Origin of the sequence: Methylobacterium sp. ARG-1, from assembly GCF_001262595.1 — a bacterium.
Lineage (GTDB): Bacteria > Pseudomonadota > Alphaproteobacteria > Rhizobiales > Beijerinckiaceae > Methylobacterium > Methylobacterium brachiatum.
On record NZ_LHCD01000015.1, the window covers coordinates 130,309 to 146,023 of the forward strand.

At 63.6% G+C, this 15,715-nt stretch carries 15 protein-coding genes and 1 pseudogene; 2 read left to right on the forward strand and 14 right to left on the reverse strand.

Features of this window, described 5'->3' with window-relative positions:
• Positions 1-88 precede the first annotated feature (88 nt).
• From AKJ13_RS15770 to AKJ13_RS15785, 5 genes are all read right to left on the reverse strand, one after another.
• On the reverse strand, positions 89-637 hold the full coding sequence (locus AKJ13_RS15770) for a hypothetical protein (RefSeq protein ID WP_144426269.1): 549 nt from the start codon (positions 635-637) through the stop codon (positions 89-91).
• An 82-nt stretch (positions 638-719) separates the two neighbouring features.
• A complete protein-coding gene (locus AKJ13_RS32665; protein WP_244471619.1) occupies positions 720-962 on the reverse strand; it encodes a hypothetical protein in 243 nt (80 codons plus the stop codon).
• A gap of 524 nt (positions 963-1,486) precedes the next feature.
• Complete coding sequence (locus AKJ13_RS33110) at positions 1,487-1,618, reverse strand: hypothetical protein (RefSeq protein ID WP_280137114.1); 132 nt, start codon at positions 1,616-1,618, stop codon at positions 1,487-1,489.
• An 869-nt stretch (positions 1,619-2,487) separates the two neighbouring features.
• Entirely contained in the window at positions 2,488-4,035 is a 1,548-nt protein-coding gene (locus AKJ13_RS15780; protein ID WP_050734201.1) for a terminase TerL endonuclease subunit, read from the reverse strand.
• Between the two features lie 55 nt (positions 4,036-4,090).
• Entirely contained in the window at positions 4,091-4,471 is a 381-nt protein-coding gene (locus AKJ13_RS15785) for a hypothetical protein (protein WP_050734202.1), read from the reverse strand.
• 352 nt (positions 4,472-4,823) lie between these two features.
• Here AKJ13_RS15785 and AKJ13_RS15790 point away from each other — a divergent pair, with 352 nt between their 5' ends.
• Together AKJ13_RS15790 and AKJ13_RS15795 are read left to right on the forward strand one after the other, a co-directional pair.
• Positions 4,824-5,504, forward strand: coding sequence for a phosphoribosylanthranilate isomerase (locus AKJ13_RS15790; RefSeq protein ID WP_050734299.1), 681 nt, complete (start codon positions 4,824-4,826; stop codon positions 5,502-5,504).
• 629 nt (positions 5,505-6,133) lie between these two features.
• Positions 6,134-7,390: an adenylate/guanylate cyclase domain-containing protein gene (locus AKJ13_RS15795; protein WP_082316977.1), complete on the forward strand. Its 1,257-nt coding sequence runs from the start codon at positions 6,134-6,136 to the stop codon at positions 7,388-7,390.
• Positions 7,391-8,124: 734 nt separating this feature from the next.
• Here the strand turns inward: AKJ13_RS15795 and AKJ13_RS15800 are convergent.
• The 9 genes and pseudogenes from AKJ13_RS15800 to AKJ13_RS15840 form a co-directional block, all read right to left on the reverse strand.
• Entirely contained in the window at positions 8,125-8,496 is a 372-nt protein-coding gene (locus AKJ13_RS15800) for a hypothetical protein (protein WP_050734204.1), read from the reverse strand.
• 672 nt (positions 8,497-9,168) lie between these two features.
• Positions 9,169-9,618, reverse strand: a complete 450-nt coding sequence (locus AKJ13_RS31395) for a hypothetical protein (RefSeq protein WP_144426271.1) — start codon at positions 9,616-9,618, stop codon at positions 9,169-9,171.
• Between the two features lie 89 nt (positions 9,619-9,707).
• A pseudogene (locus AKJ13_RS30495) lies at positions 9,708-9,869 on the reverse strand (transcription termination/antitermination protein NusG); the annotation flags it as partial.
• Positions 9,870-10,817: 948 nt separating this feature from the next.
• Positions 10,818-11,780: a hypothetical protein gene (locus AKJ13_RS15815; RefSeq protein WP_050734207.1), complete on the reverse strand. Its 963-nt coding sequence runs from the start codon at positions 11,778-11,780 to the stop codon at positions 10,818-10,820.
• Positions 11,780-13,234: a DnaB-like helicase C-terminal domain-containing protein gene (locus AKJ13_RS15820; protein WP_050734208.1), complete on the reverse strand. Its 1,455-nt coding sequence runs from the start codon at positions 13,232-13,234 to the stop codon at positions 11,780-11,782. The genes AKJ13_RS15815 and AKJ13_RS15820 overlap by 1 nt, the downstream gene beginning before the upstream one ends.
• A complete protein-coding gene (locus AKJ13_RS15825; protein WP_050734209.1) occupies positions 13,231-13,467 on the reverse strand; it encodes a hypothetical protein in 237 nt (78 codons plus the stop codon). The genes AKJ13_RS15820 and AKJ13_RS15825 overlap by 4 nt, the downstream gene beginning before the upstream one ends.
• 5 nt (positions 13,468-13,472) lie before the next feature.
• The gene (locus AKJ13_RS15830) at positions 13,473-14,669 is read right to left on the reverse strand and encodes a DNA methyltransferase (protein WP_050734210.1); all 1,197 of its coding nucleotides are present in this window, start codon (positions 14,667-14,669) and stop codon (positions 13,473-13,475) included.
• Positions 14,666-15,223 carry a hypothetical protein gene (locus tag AKJ13_RS15835; RefSeq protein WP_050734211.1) on the reverse strand — a complete coding sequence of 186 codons (558 nt, stop codon included), beginning with the start codon at positions 15,221-15,223 and terminating at the stop codon, positions 14,666-14,668. The genes AKJ13_RS15830 and AKJ13_RS15835 overlap by 4 nt, the downstream gene beginning before the upstream one ends.
• A 10-nt stretch (positions 15,224-15,233) precedes the next feature.
• Positions 15,234-15,704, reverse strand: a complete 471-nt coding sequence (locus tag AKJ13_RS15840) for a DUF2312 domain-containing protein (RefSeq protein WP_144426272.1) — start codon at positions 15,702-15,704, stop codon at positions 15,234-15,236.
• Positions 15,705-15,715: the final 11 nt, after the last annotated feature.

The window sequence follows — 15,715 nt, forward strand, 5'->3', positions numbered from 1 at the left end:
TCGTGGCCGGCGATCCAGCGCTCAACGCGGATGGTGGTTCGGCGATCTCGTGGGGCGAGCGCCATCGGCAGCCAGGCGGGTTCGCCCATCACCATTCGGCTTCACCTGATTCTGCGTCGGGCTGGGGCCGCCGCTTTGGTTTGGGCGGTGGCTCGCGCTCGGCCTCGATGATGGCTGTCTTTAGACGAGCGCGAGCCTCGCGTGCATGGGCCGTGAGCCGTTGCAACGAGACGTAGCGCTCCTGCACCGTCCTGCAGGCGGCGATCAACTCGCTGATGACGGGGACGAACGTCGCCGTGCGGCGCAGTTCCTGGCACGCCGCTGCGACCACAGCTGGCTGGAACCCGAGCTCGACTAGATCGAAGCACAGTGCATTGAGGTAGGTGGCTGGGTTCGCGGGCTGCCGGGGCATGGTGTCAAACAGGACCGCGACCGCCGCCGCAGTGGGCGCTTTGTCCGGAAGTTGGCTCAGAGCCGCCTCGACCACAGCCGAAATCCGATCGAGCGTCGCCTCGGATGGTATCGCGGCCAGATCTCTGCGCGCGTCGTTCATTGCAGCGCGGTCGCTTCGAAGCACCGAGGCATACGGGTTCGAGAGCGCGACCGCGCACCAATCGATTGGACCGATCTCGGTCAACAGACGCTCGACTCGCAGATGGGTCTGCACGTCGAGTAGAGGGTTCCGACCGGCCCGCGCGATAGCGCGACCGGAGCTTGGCTCATTCGCCATAGTCGAGGTTCCTCATCAGGGCTTCGATGGCGCTAAACGACTGCCGGCCGTTCGGCCGTGACGGCGCATGCCGCAGTGCGGGCTCGTCAGCCCACCTGCCGGCGTTCAACCAAGTCTTTGCGTGAGCGGTGAAGGTCGGATCTTCGCCGGCCCGCTCAGCCGCGAAGCGCTCGGCGCCGGTGATCAACTCCTCCGGTGTCGCCTTTCGGTCGCGCGTGATGCGCTCGAACACGGGCTGCGCCGCGGCCTTGCCAACCTTGCGCGGGTAGGCCTCCCAGAACCTATCGAACGCTGATGCGTCGAGCGATTCAGACCTCGTTCCTTTCCCTTGTTCTTTCTTCCCTTGTTTGGGGGACCGTTTCGTCCCTACCCCCAGGGACCGTTTCGTCACCAGAAGAGGGACCGTTTCGTCCCTAGTGCTAGGGACAATTTCGTCCCCGCTAAGGGACGGCTCGGTCCCAGTCTCGACCGCATCCTTCGCTCGGTCGAAAGCCAAGATGAACGAGCCGGAACCGGCTGCTCGATCTGCAGCGACCCAGCCCGAGGCTCGCAGCTCGCGGACGGCGCGGACCGCTGTGCGCCTTGCCATGCCGGCGCCTCGTGCCAGTGTCTCGAAGGAGGGCGTGCACCGCCCGGTGGTTGCGTTGAGGTGAAACAGAAGGCGGCCAGCGACGGCCTTCGCGGCCGGTGATAGATCCGGATCTCGGAGTACGGCTTGGACCATGCGCCATTTGTCGAGCAGCGAGACCGGGCTACTCATTCGAGATCACGCATCATGCGATCAACGGTGAACACCTCGTCGGAAATCTCTAGGGCGCGCAAGACCTCCGCATCTGTGACACCTGGCCAGATCCGCCGCGCCCAGTGCAGATAGCCGTTGGTGCCCATCCCGCTCGGAGGGGGGTCGCACAGCACTCGCGCGATAAGCGGGGCATAGTCGACAGGTATTCGTCGCGTCGGTGTTTCACCCACGGTCGAGGCCTCCCTGATCCCGGCACCGCTCACGGATGCGGTCCAATTCCCGGCGCATGTCGCGCTCTCGCTGCTCGGCCTCATCCGCACAGGCCGCTTCTGCCGGGGCCGGTGCACGTTCTGGCTGGCAGAATGGAACTGCCGCTTCAGGAGTTCGAAAAGTGTAAGCTGTCCTGCGCTCAGGGCGACCCGGCTACTACTGCGGCACAAGAGCCAGATTAGCCTTTGCCTGCTTGATCGAGTTCACGAGATCGGCGGCAGTCGCCAGGGCCACCTTCCATCCGATAGGTGCCGGATGAAAGGTGGCCCGGCGTTGCTGGCCACGAACATGATAGCGACGTGGAGCCGCCGTCCGCTTCGATCGCGGGGTGCACGTGGAAGCCGGATACGACGATCCCTATGCGATCGCCGCTCATGACCGCGCCTCGCGAGCTTTGGCTTCGCACTCTGCTACCCACGCCGTAAGGCTGGACCGGCGAGCGCAAACGCGGCCTGCAACTCGGAAAGTGGGAAGGTCGCCCTTCTCGATCATGTGGTAGGCCTGGCCGTACCGCACCTCCAGATGCGCTGCGATTGCGCTAACCCCATACAACAAGTCGTTTTCTCGCGTTTCCTTGCGCATGGATCCCGTCTCGCGTCCGTCGAAAGAATTGCGCAACCGGCAAGCCCGAACGGCTGCCAAACGCGGCCGCTGCTACTGCGAACCAGCCCGCACCAGCCAAAACCTTGCTGCCCACAAAAAAGCCCGCGGAAAGCGGACTAAGTTTCTGTGATGATTTGTGATTTTAGACCAACGCTAGCACGTTGTCGTTTGCGTCCCAGTGCCCGACCACGTTGCCGGCCATCCACGAGGTCACTGGATTGCCGTCGTGCTGAAGCCGGGCCGGGTCGTCGTGGCGCGTCACCAGGTCGTCGGTCGACCGGGTGATGTGCGAGGCTGTCTTCGACACCGAGTAGACGGTGTGCCCGCGCTCCTCGATCGCGCCGGCCAGAAAGTCGGCCTGGAAGCGGTCGACCCCGAACGCCGCAACGTTGTGGCCCTCGATCATGGCCAGGACGTCGGCCAGGATGGTCGGGTGGTGGACGTGGCTGCCGCGCGTCGTCGTGAGGTGGCCGGCCCGTTCCCAGGCCATGAACTGATCCGCGTACCGGTCGTCCTTGAACCGCGGCGAGCGCTCCGGCAGCCAATACCGGAACACCGCGTACAGCACCTCGCCGACCTCGATCAGGAAGGAGGCCGCGTTCAGATCCGAGGCGCTCGCGAGATCGACCCCGACGTACATCGGGAAGCCCTTCAGTGCGTCGAGCGTCAGCTTCGGATCCCCGCAGGCGTCCCAGCGCTCGGTCGAGAACAGGTTGCCGGCGGCCCGGCTCCAGAGGTTGAGCCGGGTCCGCTTGTACTCCTGAAGCTTCGCCTCGCTCTTGCGCGCCTCGCGCTCCTCCGTCTCGATCGAGGTCGGATTCAGCGAGACACCGTAGAGCGGGTTCAGCTTCTCGATGACGGCCGGGTCGAAGCGGCGCTCCTCGTCCTCCTTGTCGCCCGCGTACATCGCGACGAACACCCGATCCGCCCGCAGCTTGCCTTCGAGCACCTGCTGGTCCGACCGCCAGCCGTCGTAGGCCGGGCCGGTGGCGTCGCGGCCGGCGGTGGAGATGCCGAGCCACAGCGGCTGCTGCCGGGCGCCCTGCGCGCTCTTCAGCACGCCGATCACGTCCTGGTTCTGGGCGTGGACCTCCTCGGCGAGCACCACGTGCGGGTTGAGGCCGTCGAGGTTGGGCGCCTTGCCCGCGAGGAGCTTCAGCTCGGCGCCGGTGCGGCGAAACCGGATCGTCTCCGTCGTGTCCTTGGCCATAAGCCAGGTCTTGAGCTCGGGCTCCTTCTCCAGGGTCTGCCGGATCGCGAGGTACGGGATATCGGCCTGCTTCTCCGAGCCGGCCGCCACACACCCCTCGGCGCCCGGCTCGTCCTCGTAGTTCAGGCAGTACAGGACGATCCCCACCGAGAGCGCGGTCTTCGCGTTCTTGCGGGGGACCCAGAACGCCACCTCTCGAACCCACCGCCGGCCGGTGTCGCGCTCGCGGGATCCGAAGGTCGCGGCGATCCACCAGCACTGCACCGGCTCCAGCGTGATCGTGCCGGCGAACCCCTTGATGTGCGGCAGCGTCTCGATGAACGCGCAGGGGTCGTTGGCCCGGTCCGCGTCGAAGATGAAGTCGCTGCTCGGCTTCTTCGCCTCCTGCAGCATGTTGAGGAAGCGGTGGCAGCCGAGCCGTTCCCAGCGGCAGGCCACCACCGCGCCCTGCACGACGGCCTGGGCGTACCATTCCGCCATCCCGACATAGTCCGGGATCTGCTCTCCCTTGAGATCGACCTGGGCGAACCGCTCGTCAGCGACGGCTCGGGAAACCGAAGCGCGCGAACCGGTTGATGGGCGCTTCCTTCGGCGCGCTGATCGGCTTGTCGATGTCATCGAGCTTCAGCCGGGCCTGCGCCTTCTGGAGGTTCGTGTACCAGGATGCCCGCGGGGTCAGCCCCTCGGCGGAGATGCGCTGGATTTGATCGAAGCAGCTCGCGTAGAGCGAGAGCGCGATGTGCATGTCCTTCGACAGGCGGCCCACATTCCAGATCAGCCGCCCGGTGCTGTCGTATTCCGCCCGGGCTGCATCGGTCTGGAGCGGCATCGCGCACGGCGGGAAGGCGCGGTAGCCGGGATGGGCGAGGACAGCCGGATCGCCCTGGCCTACCTGTGCGAGCGATGGCTTCGGCATGGCCCTGGTCCGCTCACTCTTTTCGACCCCGTCACAGAACTAGTGGTCGAAAGCTGAAGATTGGTAGCCCCTCCTGGGGTCCCCTATGGGTGGACTGCGGAACCTGACCCGTCGCCTGCAAGCGGACGTTCTGTGCGGCGAGCGCCGTCAGGATCGGCCCAAGCTGATCGACCATGATCTGGAAGTTCACTACACGTCCGTAAGGGCGCTCCGGCGCCCCCGTATCCCAGCGGCCATTACGCTGGCACAGCTTGGTCCGCGCCCCGTGCAGGGTGTCCAATTGGGTGCGGACAGGGGCTGGGACGCGGAGCGGATCACCCGCCACTTGCCGGCCATCAGCGGAGGCAGAGTCATGAAGACACGGCTGAAGGTTTGCTGCATTGCGTCAGTCGAGGAAGCAAGGACGGCCGCGATGGCGGGTGCCTCCGCTCTGGGCCTAGTCGCCCAGATGCCCAGCGGGCCGGGCGTCATCGCCGATGCGCTCATCGCGGAGATCGCCGCCTCCGTCCCGCCGCCCGTCTCGCGCTTCCTACTCACCAGTCGCACCGAGCCCAGGTCCGTGGTGGCCCATGTGACTGCGTGCCAGGTAGACACCGTACAGCTCGTGGACGCGGTGCCGGTAGAGACCTACGCCGTGCTCAGGGCGGAGCTGCCGCACGTGCGCGTCGTGCAGGTGCTGCATGTGGAGGGCACTGACGCCGTGGCGGAGGCGCGGCGGGTAGCACCCCATGTCCACGCCCTCCTGCTAGACTCTGGGCGCCCCTCGGCCGCGGTGCGCGAGCTGGGCGGCACTGGCCGAGTGCATGATTGGGAGGTCAGCCGCGAGCTGGTGCTGGCGGTGCCGGGCACGCCGGTTTTCCTGGCCGGCGGCATCGGCCCGGCTAACGTGGGCGAGGCGATCCGGCGGGTGCGGCCCTACGGCATCGACCTGTGCAGCGCCGTGCGCACCGAGGGTCGGCTCGATCCAGTGAAGCTCGCTGCCCTAGTCGCGGCAATGGAGGCGGAGGATGCGGCGCTGGCCCGGGGGGCTTGATATCTAGCCGGTAGCCGCATCCGCCGCTTACCGTACTGCCTGGAAGCGGACCTTCCAACCTTCTGCAACGGGTGGTTTTCTGCCAGTCCCCTTCCGGGCGGCGATGCACGGAAGCGGACGTCATCTCCGTGACTGCTCGCGACCCTTCTCAGACCTTCGAAAGGTCCGCTTGCTGGACGTCTGAGCGGCCCTGAACGACAGAGCATAGCTGGTAGCGGTCCGGCTGCTGCATTCATCTGAAACGAAGAAGCAGACTGCCCCTAGCACTTTGAAGGTAACGATCTCCCGAAGGGTGATCCGCGAGGGTGGCTAGGCCCATGCGGGCTTGCCCTTGGTCAGGTGAAGCGACTAAGCCCCGCCCGGCCGACTGGAATGCGGTGCCGCAATCAGGCCGGATTATTATGCTGACCGACTGCACAGGGCCCCAAGATGGAGAGCACGAAAGCACGATAGCAGGCAAACTACTCTCGCTATACAGGACCCATGGCATGCCGATATATGCACGGCAGGTCCAGGAATCCGTGTAGAAACAACACCGGAGCACTGCCCTTTATATAATAGACGGTGCAGCACCTCAAATCGTTCCGATAAATATCTGGAGCGGAATCCCAATGATAGGATGTCATTAAATGATGGAGCGTGCAATGTTCCCGTCATTTCCCGCCGATCTAGAGGAAGAATTTCAGTCTCACTATGCCAAAGCTTATTCTAATGCGTCGAAGTCGGCCTTGGCGCTAGGTTCGTCAATCTATTTATCATTCGCGATTTGGGACTACATAACAGCCCCGGAGATCGTAGCGCTTTCTTTGGCGGTCCGCTTTTCAGTGACCGCCTTATTATTGCTATCTATGACGTTTTTCGGCGGCGATCGGCTGCCCCAAGCAGTCCTTGCCTTAGACGTATTTCTTGCTGGAGCTAGCGTTGTCTTCATAATTTCGAACATGCAAAACGGTCTTACTGTGGGCATGAGCGGCATTGTATTATGTTTGATGTTCAATTTCGGCTTCTTCAGATTGCTATTTGTGCCCTCTCTATTTGGCGGACTCAGCCTGATGCTAGCCTACAATGCGGCCGTGTTGGCATCCGACCTGCGGGCAGATTTAGCGGCAGCGAACAACTTCTTTATCATTTCGGCCATCGCGGCAGGATCTATAGTTACGTTTCGCTACGAAAGTCTGCAGCGCACGAGCTTCCTTCAAGACAAGGCGATCGAAAGCGAGCGCGCGCGATCGGAGGCATTGATCGACAACATGCTACCTCGCCATATTGCGGCGCTCCTGAAACAAGGCGATCAAGTCATCGCCGAATCCCATGGCGAGGCGCATGTATTATTTGCTGATTTGGTAGGATTCACCACATTAACAAAGCAGCTCTCGCCCCACCACTTGGTCGAGGTTCTGAACGAGATATTCTCTATTGCTGACGGCCTTACCGAAATTCACGGCGTCGAGAAGGTTAAAACTATCGGCGACGGCTACATGGCTGTCTCTGGAATTTATGGTGAAACACGGAGCGCGGCCGAATCAATGGCCAATTTTGCCTTAGATTTAGTTTCTGAGGTTGAAAGCTTTGCTCAACGGAGCGGCTACCCCATAGCAGTTAGAGTAGGAATAGCTACGGGGCAGCTTATCAGCGGCGTTATTGGACTCCGAAAGCTCTCGTTCGACCTATGGGGGGATACGGTGAACCTCGCCAGCAGAATGGAGCACAGTTCTGAACAAGGTCAGATCCAGGTCACGGAGACAACTTATTGGCGCTTGAAAGAAAACTATCATTTAGAAGAGCGCGGTAAACTCTTTCTTAAAGGGTTCGGCGAGTTGAACGCTTACGTTCTAATTCGACGACAGGTATTTATGCATCGGAGCGAGGCCAGGATGGACTTTTAGAATTCGCACAATCCCGTTTTTCTGTTCCGATAGTCGATTTTTGTTGCCCAATAATCCGACGCTTATAAAATTCATTCGCTTGGCGTCGGTTCGAAAAATTTAGATCTATTTATCTGATGATGCCCATTTTCGTCGTAGATTGGTCGAGATAGATGCGCTTATGCGGATCTGCCGGGGCACTATGTCGAGGTCGACTAATGGGACAACGAAGCTATTCGCTTACGTGCGTCGATCCCATGACGGTTCGGCGCGCCGAGCCGACGTTGCCGGACGGCAGGCGAATGACTGCTATGGGGAAGTGCCGACGGCGGCACAAACGGCTGGGTTGGGTCGTTTTCTGCCCGTCCGCTTCCGGACGGCGGATGCATTGAAGCGGAAATATCAGGGGGACCGGCCACGACCGACTGCAGAAGCCCGTACAGTCCGCGTGAAGGCTGCATGAGGAAGGGGGCTGTCATGATCCGTGATGCTCTTCGAACGCTGGTGATCGCCGTTCTCGCTGGCGTGGTGTTCGCGGCAGGCTTTCTATATCTGGTCGTGACATCCGGCGTCGGTGAGAGAGGCTGGTGCTCGCCCGGTCCATTTCAGGCCCAGTGCGAGTAGCGCCTGCCGGAAGGCAGACGCATGGCCGCTTCGGAGAAGCTGCCATGGCGATCCGGGCGGCTGGGTTGGGTCGATAGCAGTCCCTCGCTATGGGCACCAAGTATCTGATTTGGAGACCAGAACGGGCTAGCCTACCGAAATTGCCGCGGCCGCTCCGCTTGATCATCACACCAGATCGGGAGCCGATCGAGCTGCTCGGTCCGGCGAGCGAACTCCTCCATCTCCCGCTTCACGCCGTGATGCGTCAGGCACAGGCTCCACCGGTTCTCCGGGTCGAACATCGGCCCGCCGTCCGAGACTGGGTATTTGTGATCCGCCAGCTTCGCGAAGGTCAGCTGGCCGTTCTGGTCACACCACACACAGAACGGATGCCGGCGCCGGTGCTCCGCTGAGACCTTCCGCCAGACGTGATCGTAACCCCGATCCGTCGCCGAGGTGCGCTCGTAGCGCTTCGACAGGATCTTGGTCGGCCTCGGAGCGCGGGCGCGCAGGGGCTGGGGCATTCAACGACCGCTCAGCGAATTTTTTTCCGATCGCGTCTCGGAAAATGGCTTCCCATTCGGTTGCTGCTCCCTTGCTCGCGATCCTTAATCCGACCCCCCTATCCCTTTGGGGGTTGTAAGCTTGTTGACTGCTCAAGCCTGCCGCCCCAGGCTCTGAATGCAAGTCAGGAGCATGTCTGAATGGCGACGTACATCATTGGCTACGATCTAAATCGGGAAGGTGCGAACTATTCCGCCCGCAATAAGGCTCTAACAGATCGCATCAAAGAACTATTCCCGACTTATTGGCATCACCTGGATTCGACATGGCTAGTAGTATCAAGCTACACTGCCGTTCAAATCAGAGACGATCTAGGAAGATTTCTAGACAATAACGACGAGTTATTTGTTGGAACAGTCGGAGCGCCAGCTGCTTGGAAAGGTTTCTCCCAGAGAGGCAGCAGCTGGCTAAAGAGCCACCTCTGACCGTCATCGCTGAGGCATAACCGTAGCAAAGAGGGGGGGGCCGAAACCTCCCTCCGGGCCGCGCTGCTCATCCTTCGACCCGCATAAGCGGGGAGTACAAGGGGCGGTCGATCCGACACCGCGAACGGTGCAGCACGCATAGATTCAGACCTTGTCGATCGAGTCAAGTAGGTCGGCATGAGCGCCAGACCTCCGGTCCGAATTCGCTCAGCCGAACCGCAAAATTTCTGCGTGCCAAAGTGCTATCACGACCCAAGCAAGCAAAGTCCAAATCAAAGAAGCTAATATCACCCATCCTGCTATATTTAGTGCAGGACTCGCCAGAACAGCATTCGTATCTATGTCGTATTTGTATCGCAATGAGATAGTTTTGACGCGCTTTTTGCAATTGTGACTATACATAGAAATCAGAACGGCCGCAGTTGAACCAAACACGACACACAGCGCCATGAATGCGCACAATGGAAATATCAGCTCCGGCCTAATCGGTTTGTCTGATACAGCGACATATGCCATTGCCGCAACATTGATGCCGAAGAACCAACTGAACCACGCGACAAATATGGCCCATGTCTTCATATAAGTGTCGGCAATTAACTTAATTTCATCCCACTTGGTCAGGTCTGTTGCATTAGCTTTTGTTGTACTTGTTTGCATGTCTTGCGAGCCAATGATGCCATCTTATTCTCTATCGCTATATCATCATCGTTTTTATATGAAACGTGTCATCGCGATGAATTAACATGTCACACCCGCTCGAACTGCTGGCGCTCGAGCTCGACGGGCGTGGCCCGGCCGAAGATGCTGACCGCGACCTTGTAGCGATCGCGGGCCACGTCGGCCTCCTCAATCACGCCGTCGAAGCTGGCGAAGGCGCCGTCGACGACTCGCACCGCCTCGCCGATCTCGATCCGGTCGAGGTCGTCGATGGATGGAGCCGAGCCGATCAGGACTTCCGCGAAGTCGCGCATCTCCTGGTCGGGTACGGTCACCGGATCGATCACCGGGTTGCCAGCCTCGTCGACCCCGGTCTGCCGTCGCTCGACGCGCTCGACGTCCCAAGCGAACGCCCGGTCGTGGCGCAGGCACGGCATCGTGCCGTAGACCCGCCGCTCCATCAGCCAGGGATGCTCGACGGCCAAGCGCTCCAGCTGGCCCCGGTGCTCCAGGCCGACGAAGACGGTGTGGTCGAACAGCGGCATGCGAATCCGCCGAATCCGTCCCGAGGCGAGCCGCTGCTCGATCTCGTCTCGGGGCCGGAAGAACGGGATGCCGGCGTTCCGGAGCTTCTCGCACAGCTCGCCGGTGTGGCCGACGCAGGCCTGCACCATGGCCCACTGCTTGCCGGCCGGCAGCTCGTGCTCGGCGCGACGTTCGGCGATGCGCTCGGCCTCCCGCTCTCGGCGCTCCCGTTCGTGCCGCTCCCGTGGGCTCTCCGTAGGCTCGTTCGCCTTCGCGGCGTCGGCCGCGTCGCGCTCGGCCCGTTCGTCCTGCAGGATCTCGCCGCGGCGCATGAACGCCTTGTGGGCCCGTTCCCGCTCCAACTTCAACCGCAGCCGCTGCTTCCGGGTCAGCCGTTGGCTCACGCTACACCCCTCACACACCTGACGAATCCTGGCCCCGTCGCGCGGCATGCGCGTTGGCCCGCAGCTCAAGTCCCTGATCTTGTTCCGATATCGGTACGCCGAGGACGGGCTCACCCGCGGCACCCTCCCTCGCAGCGGGGGGAGGGTTCAGCCCCGACGTTGCCCGGGTCGCCATGGCCTCCGCCGCCTGGGCGGCCAGCGCCTTCGCGGCATCCCGGTGCATGCGCTCCCAGCGCAGGGCGGAGCCGGAGATGCGGCGGTGGAGGACCATCACGCCGCCTCAAGCAGCAGCCGGGGCGGGATCCGGCATCCGGGCTGTCCCGGGGGCGGTCCGAACACGGCCTCCGACCAGCTGCCGGCGTCTTGGCGCAACCGCTCGATCCACTTCCGCAGCGTCGGCTCAGGCCACTGTCCCGAGACACCGAGGTCGACGAGGTCCTCGGCGGGCGTTGGGGCTGCCGGCACTGCGGCCAGACCCTGGGCGACACGGCTCTGCCGCTGCGCCGCTACCCGCTCGGCGACCCGGTCGGCGTAGACCGTCCAGGTCCGAATCGGGATCCGGGACGAGGCAGCGATGTCCAGCAGGGCCGGCACGATCTCGGCCTCCAGGTCGAGCCCGTCGGCCTCCAGCTTGGCGATCGGGCCGATCCGGAGATCCTGGGGGCCGCCGTCGAGGGCTGAGCGCACCCGGGCCTCGACCCGGTCGAAGTTGGCCCGGGTGTTCCAGCCTTCGGCCCGGCCTGGCCCCGCCGCCTCGGCGGTCGCGACGGCAGCCGACTCGGCCTGGTTCAGCGTCGGGCGCGCGGGGTGAGCCACGGCGGCGGGGGTTTTATCTCCCTTCCCTTCCATTCCATTCCCTTCCCTTCCTACGTCGATCGTTCGACGACCGTTCGGCGAATTGGGGTCGGGCGGATCGGGGATCTTGGACTTCTGAGGCCGGTCGATCTTCTGGTGGTGCCAGCCGGTCACCTGAAGATACTCTTTGCCATCAACGACATAGAGGAGGATCAGGCCATTCGACGATAATTCGTCGAGCATTCGGCGAACGTTTTCGGCCGTGAAGTCGTCGGACGGAAAGACGCTCGCCTTGATACGCTTCTCCGAGGCGACCATGCGGCCGGCGTCGTCGCAAAAATTCCAGAGGCCGATGAACAGGAGTCGAGCGTTCGTCGAACACTCCATCACCTGTTCGGAGGTCCAGAACTCGGGTTTGATCGTGCGGATTCGGGCCATCAGAAGCCCCCTCTCGATGTCTGAGCGATGGCGGAATGGGCAACGTCGCACCAAAGCGGCAGCGTGACGGGCGGCCCGGATCGGTTCTTGCCGAGGATCAGTTCGAGCCGGTGCTGGACCTGCATCATGCGGTCAGCGAGCTCCGGCGTGGGCGACGCCTTCATCTTGCGCTCGACGTAGACGGCCTCCCGGAAGAGCAGCAGGACCGCGTCGGCGTCCTGCTCCAGCTCGCCGGAATCCCGGAGGTCGGCCGGGGTCGGCCGGCGATCCTCGCGCTCCTGCTTCTCGACCCCGCGGTTCAGCTGGGCGAGCAGGACGACGCAGATATCCTCGGCCTTGGCCAGCTGCTTCAGGGCACCCGAGATCTCGCCGATCTCCAGCACGCGCTGGCCCTGATACCGGTCCGAGACCTTGATGAATTTCAGATAGTCGACGAACACGACGCCGAGGCGCACGCCGATCTTCGCGAGCCGCCGCTTCTCGGCCTTCACCCCGAACGCGATCTGGGCGACCGTGACGCCAGGCTCGCATTCCAGGCGCAGGTGGAGCTTGTCGAAGCTCGCTGCGGCCTGCTCGATCCTCCAGGCCTCCTCGTCGTCGATCTCGACGCCGGCCATGATCTTGCCGAAGGTCAGCGGCCGGTTGTGGACGTAGGACAGATCCGACAGATACCGGGCGATCTGCTGATCGCGGGTCACCTCGCACTGGTAGACGAGCACGCCGGCCTCGCGCGCGGCGAGCCGGGACAGGGTCGTCATCGCGACCGTCTTGCCCATGCCGGGCCGGCCCGCGAGCAGCCAGAGCTGACCGCGCTGAAAGCCGCCGTTCGTGACCCGGTCGAGCTCGGACAGTCCCGTCGAGATCGCGGTGGATTCCATCATGCCGGTCCTCAGCTGGTTGATGCGGTCGAGCATCCAGCGGCTGGCCTCGGGCGCGGACTGGCCTGCAAGGTGCGCCTGCGGGACGATGGCGCGGACATCGAGCAGCGCCTGCTCGGTCTCATCGATGATCGCCTGGGCGGCCGTGCCGGGCAGCGACGTGCGGACCATCTCGGTCAGCTTCTCGGCCACTGCGAGCAGTGAGCGCTTCGAGGCGAGGTCCCGCACGATCGCCGCATAGCCCGTGGCGTCGAGGCCCATCGTGTCGCCGGCACAGGCGGCGAGGTAGGCCAGCGCCGGGCGGTCGCCGATCTGCGGCCGCTGCAGGTAGCCCTTCACCGCGATTGGGGTGGGCGGGCAGCCGGCGGCCACCAGCGACTCGATACAGGCAAACACCTCCTGGTGGTCGGCGAAGTAGAAGTGCTCCGGGCGCACGATCTGCGCGATCGCCGGCACCACCTCGGGCCGCATCATCGCCAGGCCGAGCAGCGCCTGCTCCACCTCGATGTTGTGCGGCGGCGCGGCCTGGTCTGTCGGCGGGCGAAACGCCACGACGTTGTCGGGATCTCGGCTCATGCTGCGCGCCTCCGGAGCCGGGCCGGCAGCATCTCTTCCGGCAAGATCACGGCGTTCTGCATCAGTCGCGGCGGGATCTCGGCGCCGTCGTCGTAGAAGCCGCGCCCGGGCACCGGGGCCCGCACCTCTGGCACGACGTGGCACACGAGGCCGTAGCGCTCGGCGGCGGTCAGCACGTCTTCGCGGCTGCCGCGGTAGAGGACCGCTCCTGATCGGGCGAGAACCCAGCGCATGGGCGTCACTCCGCGGCCGCGATAGTTGCGGGCCCATCATCACCGCCGAAGCGACGAACGATGTCGGCCCGATAGGCCTCCTCGCGCTCGATGAGCTCGGCGCGGTAGCCTTCGGCGATAGCCGCCGCGGCGGTTGTTCCCGTCCCGGCGAATGGATCGAGGATCAAGCCGCCAGGCGGCGCTACGAGGCGGCAGAGCCACCGCATCAGCGCGATCGGCTTTACGGTCGGATGCTTCGAACCGGCCCGGTCCGCCTTGGTCGCCTTGGCGCAGTAGAAGAACCGAGCCGCCGAGCCGGAATCGCCACGGAACGTGCTTCCAGCCTCGTCGATGTTGTCTGCGAAGGAGCCGTACGTGGTCCGGAACTTGTCCGATCCGCGACGATGCACGGGCGCCTGCGCGCCAGCCTGCTTTGGGAATGCCGCGACTACCTCGTGCGAGCCATCGTGCACGATGTTCGCGGGCCAGCGGCCGGCCGTGGACGGCTCGAATCCGTTTCTCTCGACACCGGGCGCCGCCTTACCATCGCGGTAGTGGGACCGCAGAAGGCCAGCGCCACCGACCAGTGCCTCATCGGTAGCAACACGACAGGCATCGATGTTGATCGCTCCCGTGCCGTGCTCTCGCAGGCATTCTTGGACAGTGCCCGCAAGCGGCTTGCGCGCTAGGACGATCGGCTCGTAGGCCGGCTTCAACGCCGTGCCCCAGCCCGCCCACTTGTCGGATGCGGCAGCGGCGGCCTCGCGGAACAGGTCGCTATCCGTGACCTTGCCGAGCGCCTTCTCAGCGTCATGGCTCTTGGGGAAACCGGTTCCGAAGAGCCACATGAGCTGATCGCGAACCTCGAACCCGGCATCCTCAATGGCGCAGGTGAGGCGGTGGACGTTCTTCGGTGCGCCGAAGGCAACCAAGTGAGCGCCTGGCTTCAGCACGCGCAGGACGGCGGCCCAGGTCTCGGGTCGGAAGGCGATATCGCCTCCGTCCCAGGTCTGTCCCATGAAGCCACGCGAATGCCGGCCCATGGCGCCGGCGGAAGTCCGTGACGATGGATCGACGCCAGACCACCGTTTGATGATCGAGGCGAAATGGTAGGGCGGATCCGTCACGCATGCGTCGAAGCGGTCGGGCGGCAGCGTGGCGAGCACCTCGATGCAGTCGCCCGCATGCAGGCGCACGTTCCCATCGGCAAGAATGGAGCTCATGCCTCCCTCCGCTTCAGCAGGAGGGGGTGAACCGGCGGCGTCGCGTTGGGCGCCCAGAGATTGCTGGCGTACCACCACAGCGCGCCGGCATCGGCTGCGTCGAGGCTTGGTGGATTCCAGCCGAGCGCGCGGCACACGCGGCGCGCTTCACGCTTCGCGGCATCGCCGGGTAGGTCGCCTTTACCGAGGAATTGGGCGCGCACCGTGTTGACGCCGACACGTCTGACCATGACGCCACGCGCCCGCGCGAAGCCGGTGATGCAGGCCCAGAGGCATTTGGTGACGAGCTCGGACTTCGCGTTCTTGGCGTTGGTCTTTCCGGCGAAGATCGGCGCTTCGACGATGATGCGGAAATCACCGGCCTCGACCGCAGAGCGCTCCATATAGAGCCGGTCCGCGACCCAGCTGATCGCCCGGCTCCACGTGTCTTCCCAGTCGTCGCCCTCGCGGCGCAACTCGACGTCGTAGAGGCGAGGAACCTCGCCGGGCCGGCCCTCGCCAACGCCGGCGTTGCCGGCGAGGTCGAGGGACATGATGATGCCGGTATAGGCCACGGGCGTCCGATCAGTTCAGCTTGCTGAGGCCAGTAGCCAGCTTCTCAGCGCCGTTCCCGGTCGAGACGGCATCGAGCGCTGCGTCGCGTTCCTTCCGCGTCTGGCGGGTGCCCTTGCCGCCCTTGTCGGCATCAGAGTCCGAGATCGCGGCGGCACGGAGCGGGGTATCGGCCAGATCGCCGAGCGCATGCCGGATCTGATCGAAGCTCTCACGATCGACGAGGTCGAGATCGTTGCGCAGCTCCTCGAGTTTCCGCTCAGTCGAGCGCGCCTTGATGACGGTCCTGAGCGCCTTCTTCGGGATGTGCCAAGCATTCTTGGCCTCTTCGTACACATCGCCGATGTCTTCGTTGATGACCGCACATTCGGACATGTACGTCATGTGCAGGGACTGCTTCTTCGCAGCGAGCGCCTCGATGCGATCGACGCATTCCTTGGTGCGCTTCGGGTCGAAACCATTCCCGTGTTGTGCTGCTGCCATCACGCTCTCCA

Coding starts and splice junctions, on each gene's coding strand:
- AKJ13_RS33110 (WP_280137114.1), bottom strand. CDS start 1,618: ATGGGCACCAACGGCTATCTGCACTGGGCGCGGCGGATCTGGCCAGGT.
- AKJ13_RS15780 (WP_050734201.1), bottom strand. CDS start 4,035: ATGGCGGAATGGTACGCCCAGGCCGTCGTGCAGGGCGCGGTGGTGGCC.
- AKJ13_RS15785 (WP_050734202.1), bottom strand. CDS start 4,471: ATGCCGAAGCCATCGCTCGCACAGGTAGGCCAGGGCGATCCGGCTGTC.
- AKJ13_RS15790 (WP_050734299.1), top strand. CDS start 4,824: ATGAAGACACGGCTGAAGGTTTGCTGCATTGCGTCAGTCGAGGAAGCA.
- AKJ13_RS15795 (WP_082316977.1), top strand. CDS start 6,134: ATGATGGAGCGTGCAATGTTCCCGTCATTTCCCGCCGATCTAGAGGAA.
- AKJ13_RS15800 (WP_050734204.1), bottom strand. CDS start 8,496: ATGCCCCAGCCCCTGCGCGCCCGCGCTCCGAGGCCGACCAAGATCCTG.
- AKJ13_RS31395 (WP_144426271.1), bottom strand. CDS start 9,618: ATGCAAACAAGTACAACAAAAGCTAATGCAACAGACCTGACCAAGTGG.
- AKJ13_RS15815 (WP_050734207.1), bottom strand. CDS start 11,780: ATGGCCCGAATCCGCACGATCAAACCCGAGTTCTGGACCTCCGAACAG.
- AKJ13_RS15820 (WP_050734208.1), bottom strand. CDS start 13,234: ATGAGCCGAGATCCCGACAACGTCGTGGCGTTTCGCCCGCCGACAGAC.
- AKJ13_RS15825 (WP_050734209.1), bottom strand. CDS start 13,467: ATGCGCTGGGTTCTCGCCCGATCAGGAGCGGTCCTCTACCGCGGCAGC.
- AKJ13_RS15830 (WP_050734210.1), bottom strand. CDS start 14,669: ATGAGCTCCATTCTTGCCGATGGGAACGTGCGCCTGCATGCGGGCGAC.
- AKJ13_RS15840 (WP_144426272.1), bottom strand. CDS start 15,704: ATGGCAGCAGCACAACACGGGAATGGTTTCGACCCGAAGCGCACCAAG.